The organism is Methylobacterium goesingense (assembly GCF_022179225.1).
Taxonomy (GTDB): domain Bacteria; phylum Pseudomonadota; class Alphaproteobacteria; order Rhizobiales; family Beijerinckiaceae; genus Methylobacterium; species Methylobacterium goesingense.
The window spans coordinates 1-9,314 of the sequence record NZ_BPQL01000210.1; the positions used below are offsets into that span (position 1 = coordinate 1).

Annotated in this window: 6 protein-coding genes and 1 pseudogene; all 7 read left to right on the top strand. The window is 69.1% G+C overall.

Translation table 11 applies throughout. From position 1 onward, the window contains the following. A pseudogene (locus MFF30_RS24830) lies at positions 1–511 on the top strand (succinate--CoA ligase subunit alpha); the annotation flags it as partial. A gap of 188 nt (positions 512–699) precedes the next feature. Continuing rightward, a complete protein-coding gene (locus MFF30_RS24835; protein WP_238282890.1) occupies positions 700–3,672 on the top strand; it encodes a 2-oxoglutarate dehydrogenase E1 component in 2,973 nt (990 codons plus the stop codon). A gap of 80 nt (positions 3,673–3,752) precedes the next feature. Further along, complete coding sequence (gene odhB, locus MFF30_RS24840) at positions 3,753–5,036, top strand: 2-oxoglutarate dehydrogenase complex dihydrolipoyllysine-residue succinyltransferase (RefSeq protein ID WP_238282891.1); 1,284 nt, start codon at positions 3,753–3,755, stop codon at positions 5,034–5,036. 10 nt (positions 5,037–5,046) lie between these two features. Further along, positions 5,047–5,799: an SDR family oxidoreductase gene (locus tag MFF30_RS24845; RefSeq protein ID WP_238282892.1), complete on the top strand. Its 753-nt coding sequence runs from the start codon at positions 5,047–5,049 to the stop codon at positions 5,797–5,799. Positions 5,800–5,874: 75 nt separating this feature from the next. Next, complete coding sequence (lpdA, locus tag MFF30_RS24850) at positions 5,875–7,278, top strand: dihydrolipoyl dehydrogenase (protein ID WP_238282893.1); 1,404 nt, start codon at positions 5,875–5,877, stop codon at positions 7,276–7,278. Between the two features lie 81 nt (positions 7,279–7,359). Continuing rightward, the gene (locus tag MFF30_RS24855; protein WP_238282894.1) at positions 7,360–8,394 is read left to right on the top strand and encodes an NAD(P)H-binding protein; all 1,035 of its coding nucleotides are present in this window, start codon (positions 7,360–7,362) and stop codon (positions 8,392–8,394) included. Positions 8,395–8,455: 61 nt separating this feature from the next. Then, the gene (locus MFF30_RS24860; protein ID WP_238282895.1) at positions 8,456–9,283 is read left to right on the top strand and encodes a DUF7986 domain-containing protein; all 828 of its coding nucleotides are present in this window, start codon (positions 8,456–8,458) and stop codon (positions 9,281–9,283) included. The last annotated feature ends 31 nt before the right edge of the window (positions 9,284–9,314 follow it).

Consider the following 9,314-nt stretch of genomic DNA (forward strand, 5'->3'; position numbering starts at 1 on the left):
CGGCATCGTCACGGCGGGCGCGTGCAAGATCGGCATCATGCCGGCCAACATCTTCAAGCCGGGCTCGGTCGGCATCGTCTCGCGCTCCGGCACGCTGACCTACGAGGCGGTGTTCCAGACCACCAATGCGGGCCTCGGCCAGACCACGGCGGTGGGCATCGGCGGCGATCCGGTGAAGGGCACGGAGTTCATCTCCATGCTCGAACTGTTCCTGGCCGACGACAAGACCGAGTCGATCGTGATGATCGGCGAGATCGGCGGCTCCGCCGAGGAAGAGGCGGCGCAGTTCCTGGCCGACGAGGCCAAGCGCGGCCGCAAGAAGCCCATGGTCGGCTTCATCGCCGGCCGCACGGCGCCTCCGGGCCGCCGCATGGGCCATGCGGGCGCCATCATCTCGGGCGGCAAGGGCGGCGCCGAGGACAAGATCGCCGCGATGGAAGCGGCCGGCATCCGGGTCTCGCCCTCGCCGGCCCGCCTCGGCAGCACCCTCGTCGAGGTCCTGCGCGGCTGACACGCGGGGATCGCAGGCCTGCATTGCCCCGGCGTTCAGGTCCGCGACCCCATCTAAGCATGAGCGATGCGAGCCCGAGCCCGCGTCTTTCCCGGAAAATGCGATCTCCTCCGCGACCCGCGCCGAGGTGGATCGGGCAGGGGCCTCTCCGCTGGAGGCCCCTGCACAGCGGCAGGATGACCCGAACGATGGCACGCCAGGACGCGCTCGAAACCTCGTTCCTCTACGGCGGCAACGCCGCCTACATCGAGGAACTGCAGGCGGCCTACGCCCGTGATCCGAACTCGGTCGACCCCGAGTGGCAGAACTTCTTCCGGTCCCTGAACGAGGACAAGGGGCTTCCCGAGAAGAACGCGGCCGGCGCGTCCTGGGAGCGGCCGAACTGGCCGATCCACGCCAACGGCGAGATCGTCTCGGCGCTCGACGGCAACTGGGCCACCGTCGAGAAGGCCATCGGCGAGAAGATCCGCGCCAAGTCCGACACCGCGACGGCGCCCGCCAAGGGCGTCGTCATCGCCTCCGCCCCCGGCATCTCTGTGGAGCAGGCGACCAAGGATTCGGTGCGCGCGATCATGCTGATCCGCGCCTACCGCATGCGCGGCCACCTCCACGCCAAGCTCGATCCCCTCGGCCTCGCCCCGCGCGGCGACCACGAGGAACTGCACCCGCAGCATTACGGCTTCGAGGAGAAGGACTGGGACCGCCCGATCTTCCTCGACAACGTGCTCGGCCTCGAATTCTCGACCATCCGGGAGATCGTCGAGATCCTGGAGCGCACCTACTGCCAGACGCTCGGCGTCGAGTTCATGCACATCTCCAATCCGGAGGAGAAGGCCTGGATCCAGGAGCGCATCGAGGGCAAGGGCAAGGAGATCACCTTCACGCCCGAGGGCCGTCGCGCGATCCTGAACAAGCTGATCGAGGCCGAGGGCTTCGAGAAGTTCCTCGACCTCAAGTACACCGGCACCAAGCGCTTCGGCCTCGACGGCTCCGAGGCGATGATCCCGGCGCTCGAACAGATCATCAAGCGCGGCGGCGCGCTGGGTGCGGAAGAGATCGTCGTGGGCATGGCCCATCGCGGCCGCCTCAACGTGCTCACCAACGTGATGGCCAAGCCCTTCCGGGCGGTGTTCAACGAGTTCAAGGGCGGCTCGGCCAACCCCGCCGAGGTCGAGGGCTCCGGCGACGTGAAGTACCACCTCGGTGCCTCGTCGGACCGCTCCTTCGACGGCAACAACGTCCACCTGTCGCTCACCGCCAACCCGTCGCACCTCGAGATCGTCGATCCCGTGGTGCTGGGCAAGGTGCGCGCCAAGCAGGACCAGCGCGCCAAGCCCACGGTGGAGCGCACCCGCGTGGTGCCGCTGCTCATCCACGGCGACGCCGCCTTCGCCGGCCAGGGCGTGGTGGCCGAGTGCCTCGGCCTCTCCGGCTTGAAGGGCCACCGCACCGGCGGCTCGATCCACTTCATCATCAACAACCAGATCGGCTTCACCACCGATCCGCGTTTTTCGCGCTCCTCGCCCTATCCGTCCGACGTGGCGAAGATGGTGGAGGCGCCGATCTTCCACTGCAACGGCGACGACCCGGAGGTCGTGACTTTCGCGGCCAAGATCGCGATCGAGTACCGCCAGAAGTTCGGCAAGCCCGTCGTCATCGACATGTTGTGCTACCGCCGCTTCGGTCACAACGAGGGCGACGAGCCGGCCTTCACCCAGCCGAAGATGTACCAGCGCATCCGTAAGCACCCGACCGCGCTGGAGACCTACGGCAAGAAGCTCGTCGCCGAAGGCGTCCTGAGCCAGGAGCAGCTCGACACCCGCAAGGCCGAGTTCCGCGCCATCTTGGATGCCGAGCTCGAGGTCGCCAACAACTACAAGGCCAACAAGGCCGACTGGCTCGACGGCCGCTGGGCCGGCTTCAAGGCCGTGCGCGAGGACGTGGACGATCCCCGCCGCGGCAAGACCGGTGTCGCCGTGGAGACGCTGCGCGAGATCGCCCAGCGCATCACCACGCCGCCGCCCGGCTTCCACCTGCACCGCACCATCCAGCGCTTCTTCGACAACCGCGCCAAGTCGGTGGAATCCGGCAAGGGCATCGACTGGGCGACCGCCGAGGCGCTCGCCTTCGGCTCGCTCCTCATCGAGGGCAACCGGGTCCGCCTCTCGGGCCAGGACGTCGAGCGCGGCACCTTCTCCCAGCGCCACGCCGTGGTGATCGACCAGGAGAACGAGCAGCGCTACACCTCGCTGAACTCCATCCGCGAAGGCCAGGCGAGCCTGGAGGTCATCAACTCGATGCTCTCCGAGGAGGCGGTGCTCGGCTTCGAGTACGGCTACTCGGCCGCCGAGCCCAACGCCCTGGTGCTCTGGGAAGCGCAGTTCGGCGACTTCGCCAACGGCGCCCAGGTGGTCATCGACCAGTTCATCTCGTCGGGTGAGCGCAAGTGGCTGCGCATGTCGGGCCTGACCCTGCTCTTGCCGCACGGCTACGAGGGCCAGGGGCCGGAGCACTCCTCCGCCCGCCTGGAGCGCTTCCTGCAGATGTGCGCCGAGGACAACATGCAGGTCGCCAACTGCACCACGCCCTCGAACTACTTCCACATCCTGCGCCGCCAGCTGCACCGCGAGTTCCGCAAGCCGCTGATCCTGATGACCCCGAAGTCGCTCCTGCGCCACAAGAAGGCGGTCTCGCCGATCGAGGCGATGGCGGAAGGATCGAGCTTCCACCGCGTGCTCTGGGACGACGCCGAGCGCGACGAGGAGGGCGTCAAGCTCGTCAAGGACGACAAGGTCCGCCGCGTCGTGCTGTGTTCGGGCAAGGTCTATTACGACCTCTACGACGAGCGCGAGAAGCGCGGCGTCAACGACGTCTACCTGATGCGCGTGGAGCAGCTCTACCCGTTCCCCCTGAAGGCGCTCGCCAACGAGATGGGCCGGTTCCGCAACGCCGAGGTGGTGTGGTGTCAGGAAGAGCCGAAGAACATGGGCTCCTGGGCCTTCGTCGAGCCCTACCTCGAATGGGTGCTGGGCCAGGCCCAGTCGCCGGTGAAGCGCGCGCGCTACGTCGGCCGCCCGGCTTCCGCCTCCACGGCGGTGGGCATGCTCTCGAAGCACCAGGCCCAGCTTCAGGCCTTCCTCAACGAGGCGCTGGCGGTCTGACCACCGGCCCTTCCCGAACCTTCTCGATCCGTGGGCGTCGCGCGAACGGCGTCCCGAACCCTCCGGACGGACACTGAACCATGGCAACCGATATCGTCGTCCCGACCCTGGGCGAATCCGTGAGCGAGGCCACCATCGGCCGCTGGTTCAAGAAGCCGGGTGACACCGTGGCGGCCGACGAGCCCCTGGTGGAACTCGAGACCGACAAGGTCACCCTGGAGGTGAACGCGCCGGCGGCGGGCCAGCTCGGCGAGATCCTGGCCAAGGACGGCGAGACTGTGGAGGCCGGCGCGCTGCTGGGCTCGATCGTCGAGGCGTCCGGCGACGCCAAGGCGGCTGCCCCGAAGAAGGCCGAAGCGCCCGCCGAGGCGAGCAAGAAGGCCGACGCCGCGCCCGCCACCGAATCCTCGGCCGCCTACGGCAATCACGGCGACGCCGCTCCGCAGGCGACCCGCGAATCCGGCGACCACGGCCCCGCGGTGGCCAAGATGGCGCGCGAGTCGGGCATCGACCCCGCGACCCTCAACGGCAGCGGCAAGGACGGCCGCGTCACCAAGGGCGACATGCTGGAAGCCAGTGCCAAGGGCCCGTCCGCCCCGGCGCCGGCCCCCGCCCGCGAGGCCAAGCCGGCCGCTCCGCGCGCGCCCTCGAAGCCCGACGATGCGGCGCGCGAGGAGCGCGTGCGCATGACGAAGCTGCGCCAGACCATCGCCCGCCGTCTCAAGGACGCGCAGGACACCGCCGCGATGCTGACGACGTTCAACGACGTCGACATGTCGGCCGTGATGGCGATGCGGAGCCAGTACAAGGACATCTTCGAGAAGAAGCACGGCACCAAGCTCGGCTTCATGGGCTTCTTCACCAAGGCGGTGATCGGTGCCCTCAAGGACGTGCCGGCGGTGAACGCCGAGATCGACGGGCAGGACCTCGTCTACAAGAACTACTATCACATCGGCATCGCCGTCGGCACCGACAAGGGCCTCGTGGTGCCGGTGGTGCGCGACGCCGACGATCTGTCGATCGCCGGAATCGAGAAGAAGATCGCTGGCTTCGGAAAGAAGGCCCGTGACGGCAAGCTGTCCATCGACGAGATGCAGGGCGGCACCTTCACCATCACCAACGGCGGCATCTACGGCTCGCTGATGTCGACCCCGATTCTCAACGCGCCGCAATCGGGCATCCTCGGCATGCACCGCATCGAGGAGCGTCCGGTGGTCCGCGCCGGCAAGATCGAGGCGCGGCCGATGATGTACCTCGCCCTGTCCTACGATCACCGCATCGTCGACGGGAAGGAGGCCGTGACCTTCCTCGTGCGCGTCAAGGAGGCGCTGGAGGATCCGGCACGCCTCGTGCTGGATCTGTAAGGCCGCCGAGATGCTTTCCTCCGATGCTGTCGTGGTCGTCACCGGCGGCGGACGCGGCATCGGCCGCGCCGTCTCCATGCTCGCGGCCGGGCGCGGCTACAAGGTCTGCCTGAGCTACGTCTCCGATGCCGGGGCCGCTGCGAAGGTCGTCGCGGCGATCGAGACGGCGGGCGGGGCGGCCGTCGCGGTCCGCTGCGACGTGGCGGACGAGGCCGACGTCGTCGCGCTGTTCGAGGCCGCCGACCGTCTCGGCACCGTCACGGCGCTCGTCAACAACGCGGGCGTCGTCGACCTTCCCGCTCGGGTTTCGGAGATGAGCGCTGCGCGCCTGCACCGGATGATGGCGACCAACGTCGTCGGCAGCGTCCTCTGCGCCCGAGAGGCGGTGCGGCGGATGTCGACCCGGTCGGGCGGGCGCGGCGGGGCGATCGTCAACGTCTCGTCCATCGCCGCGCGCCTGGGCGGAGCCGGCCAGTTCGTCGACTACGCCGCCTCGAAAGGGGCGATCGACAGCTTCACCGTCGGGCTGGCCCGCGAGGTCGCGGGCGAGGGTATCCGCGTCAACGCGGTCGCGCCCGGCATCATCGACACCGAGATCCATGCCAGCGGCGGCACGCCCGACAAGGCCGCGGCCCTCGGCCCGACCGTGCCGATGCGGCGCGCCGGCACCGCCGAGGAGATCGCCGGCCCGGTGCTGTGGCTGCTCTCCGACGAGGCGGCCTACACCACAGGCGCCATCCTCGACGTCTCGGGCGGTCGGTGATCTCTGCGAACGAATGACTCCGCCAGCTATCCGCCCCGGCGGTCGCCGCACGCGAATGCAGGAACGAACAGACTCATGAGCACCTACGATCTCGTCGTCATCGGCACCGGCCCCGGCGGTTACGTCTGCGCCATCCGCGCCGCCCAGCTCGGCCTCAAGACCGCCGTGGTGGAGAAGCGGGCTGCCCATGGCGGCACCTGCCTCAACGTCGGCTGCATTCCCTCCAAGGCCCTGCTGCACGCCTCGGAGGCCTTCGAAGAGGCGGGCAAGCACTTCGCCGACATGGGCGTGATCGTGAACGCCCCCGAACTCGACCTCGCCAAGATGATGACCTTCAAGCAGGACGGGGTCGACGGCAACACCAAGGGCGTCGAGTACCTGCTCAAGAAGAACGGCATCGACAGCTATCGCGGTACCGCGCGCCTCGCCGGCGCCGGCCGCGTCGAGGTGCTCTCGGAGGACGGCGGCAACCGGCTCCTGGAGACGAAGAACGTCGTCATTGCCACGGGCTCGGACGTCACGAAACTCCCGGGCGTCACCATCGACGAGACGATCGTCGTCTCCTCCACCGGCGCCCTCACCCTGGAGAAGGTCCCGGGCAAGCTCCTCATCATCGGCGCCGGCGTCATCGGCCTCGAACTCGGCTCGGTCTGGCGCCGCCTCGGCTCCGAGGTGACCGTGGTCGAGTATCTCGACCGGATCCTGCCGGGCATGGACGGCGAGGTCGGCAAGCAGTTCCAGCGCATCCTCGGCAAGCAGGGCATGCAGTTCAAGCTCTCGTCCAAGGTCACGGGCGTCGAGGTCAAGGACGGGGCCGCCACCGTCACGGTGGAGCCCGCAGCCGGCGGAGAGGCCGAGAAGCTGCAGGCCGACGTCGTTCTCGTGGCCATCGGCCGGGTGCCCTACACCGAGGGTCTCGGCCTGGAGACGGTGGGTGTCGGCCTCGACAACAAGGGTCGCATCCAGACGGACAGCCACTACGCCACCAACGTCACCGGCATCTACGCCATCGGCGACGTCATCGCCGGGCCGATGCTGGCCCACAAGGCCGAGGACGAGGGTGTCGCCGTGGCCGAGCTGCTCGCCGGCCAGTCGGGCCACGTGAATTACGGCGTGATCCCGAACGTGGTCTACACCTATCCGGAGGTCGCCTCGGTCGGGAAGACGGAGGAGGAGCTCAAGAAGGACGGCATCGCCTACAACAGCGGGAAATTCCCCTTCACGGCCAATGGCCGCGCCAAGGTGAACCACACCACGGACGGCTTCGTGAAGATCCTGGCCGACGCGACCACCGACCGGGTGCTCGGCGTCCACATCGTCGGCGCGGATGCGGGCAACCTCATCGCGGAAGTCGCGGTGGCGATGGAGTTCGGCGCCTCCGCGGAGGACGTCGCCCGCACCTGCCACGCCCACCCGACCCTGACGGAAGCCGTGAAGGAAGCCGCCCTCGCCGTGGGCAAGCGCGCGATCCACATCTGAATGGAGAGCGGGCCGGGCCGCGCGGCGGACCCGGCCCGGACGCGTTGACGGGGCGACGCGAATGACCGCTCACTCCCTCAGATGTCCGAGCGAACGCACCACGCCGAAACGCCAGACGCCGAAGCGGCCCTGAGCGGAGATTCCGCGAACCGGACGCGCCCGCGGCGCGTCCTCGTTCTCGGCGGCACGGGCACGATCGGGCGGGCGACCGTGCGCGCTCTGGTCTCGCGCGGCCACGAGACCGTCTGCCTCGTCCGGCCCGGCGCAGAGGGGCGCACGCCGAAGGGCGCGACCGCCCGAGTCGCGGATGTGACCGACCCGGCCTCGCTGGCGCGCGACGGCCTGCGCGGCGAGCGCTTCGACGTCCTGGTCTCGTGCTTGGCCTCGCGCACCGGATTGCCCGCCGACGCCTGGGCGATCGACCACCAGGCGCAGGTGAACGCGCTGCGCGCGAGCGAGGCAGCCGGCGTGCGGCACGTGGTGCTGCTCTCGGCGATCTGTGTCCAGAAGCCGGTCCTTGCCTTCCAGCACGCCAAGCTCGCCTTCGAAGCCGAACTGATCGCGTCGGGCCTCGATTACACGATCGTGCGGCCTACGGCCTTCTTCAAATCGCTGTCGGGGCAGGTCGAGCGCGTGAGGCGTGGAAAGCCCTTCCTGGTCTTTGGCGACGGCGCGATCACCGCCTGCAAACCGATCGCCGACGACGACCTTGGCGCCTACCTCGCCGAATGCCTCGACCGCGACGACCGGCGCAACCGCATCCTCCCGATCGGGGGACCGGGCGAGGCGATCACGCCGCGCGCGCAGGGCGAGCACCTGTTCGCCCTGCTGGGACGCGAGCCGCGCTTCACCCGTGTCCCCGTGGCGCTGCTCGACGCGATCGTGACGATCCTGGCGACCCTCGGCCGCTGGCTGCCGGCCCTGGCCGCCAAGGCCGAACTCGCGCGCATCGGGCGCTACTACGCCACCGAGTCCATGCTGGTCCTCGACCCGACGACCGGGCGATACGACGCGCGTGCCACGCCCTCGACGGGGTCGCAGACGCTGTTCGACTATTACGCGCGCCTGGTCCGGGGGGAGGCGACGAACGAGCGCGGCGACCACGCCGTCTTCTGATCCGGCGGGCATGCCTGTCCTGATGTAGGCTCAGGCCAGCGCCCATCACCAGAGGCCGAACATGATCGATCTCCCCGATCCTCTGACCCGCCCCGCGCTGCTCAAAGTCTACCGCCCGATCCGGGCCGCGATCCAGACGGTCCTTACGGCGGCCGTCGATCGATGCGGCAAGCCGGATTTCGATCGCGCCGCGAAGCATCTCGGCCTCGTGGACGCGGAGCAAATGGCCCTCGAAGACACGGCCGCGATGCTCTGCGACATCGCCCTGTTCGAGCCGAACCAGCGTGGCCGTCGGGCCTACGACAGGTTTCTCGCACGCGGCGCCGAAGCCCTGGACCCGCCGGAGCGCGCCGTGGCGGAGCGGCTCGGCGGGGCGTTCTTCTCCGTGTTTCGGGTCGCGCAATGGCACGCGTTCGGCGGTGTCTGGGTCGAGAACCTCCTCGATGGCGACCGCCGGTTCTGGCTCATGGACGAGGGCCTGGAGGCCTCCGCCTCAGAGGGGATGGTGATCGGCCTGCGCGTCTTCGATGTCGGGCCGTTCCATGCCGGCCTCGGCCTCATCGTGGACCCCGATTCGGTCATGGTCGGGTTCTGCATCGAGGCCGCCGCGCGGGGGAACCCCCTGCCCGTGCGCCACTCCATGGCGGCGACGTTCTACGGCGACGCGATCGCGGAGGCCACGATGCCCGTCATGCTGGGGTCCATGGTGGAGGAGGTGGCCGCAATGAATGAATCGGAGCGGCGCGCGGCCCTCGACGGTCTCGACCGCCTGGTCGATCCGAACTCGCCCGGGGATGCGGAACTCCGCGATCTCCTGGTCAGTCTGGTGGGGGCTGTGCCCCCACCGGTCGCGCCACCGCCGACATCCCGGCGGAAGCGACGGCGCTGACCCTACTTCATCGTCGGCATGACGAAGTCTG

Excerpts from the sequence above, each read along its gene's own strand:
- lpdA (WP_238282893.1), top strand. The coding sequence starts at position 5,875 with ATGAGCACCTACGATCTCGTCGTCATCGGCACCGGCCCCGGCGGTTAC.
- MFF30_RS24845 (WP_238282892.1), top strand. The coding sequence starts at position 5,047 with ATGCTTTCCTCCGATGCTGTCGTGGTCGTCACCGGCGGCGGACGCGGC.
- MFF30_RS24860 (WP_238282895.1), top strand. The coding sequence starts at position 8,456 with ATGATCGATCTCCCCGATCCTCTGACCCGCCCCGCGCTGCTCAAAGTC.
- MFF30_RS24835 (WP_238282890.1), top strand. The coding sequence starts at position 700 with ATGGCACGCCAGGACGCGCTCGAAACCTCGTTCCTCTACGGCGGCAAC.
- MFF30_RS24855 (WP_238282894.1), top strand. The coding sequence starts at position 7,360 with ATGTCCGAGCGAACGCACCACGCCGAAACGCCAGACGCCGAAGCGGCC.
- odhB (WP_238282891.1), top strand. The coding sequence starts at position 3,753 with ATGGCAACCGATATCGTCGTCCCGACCCTGGGCGAATCCGTGAGCGAG.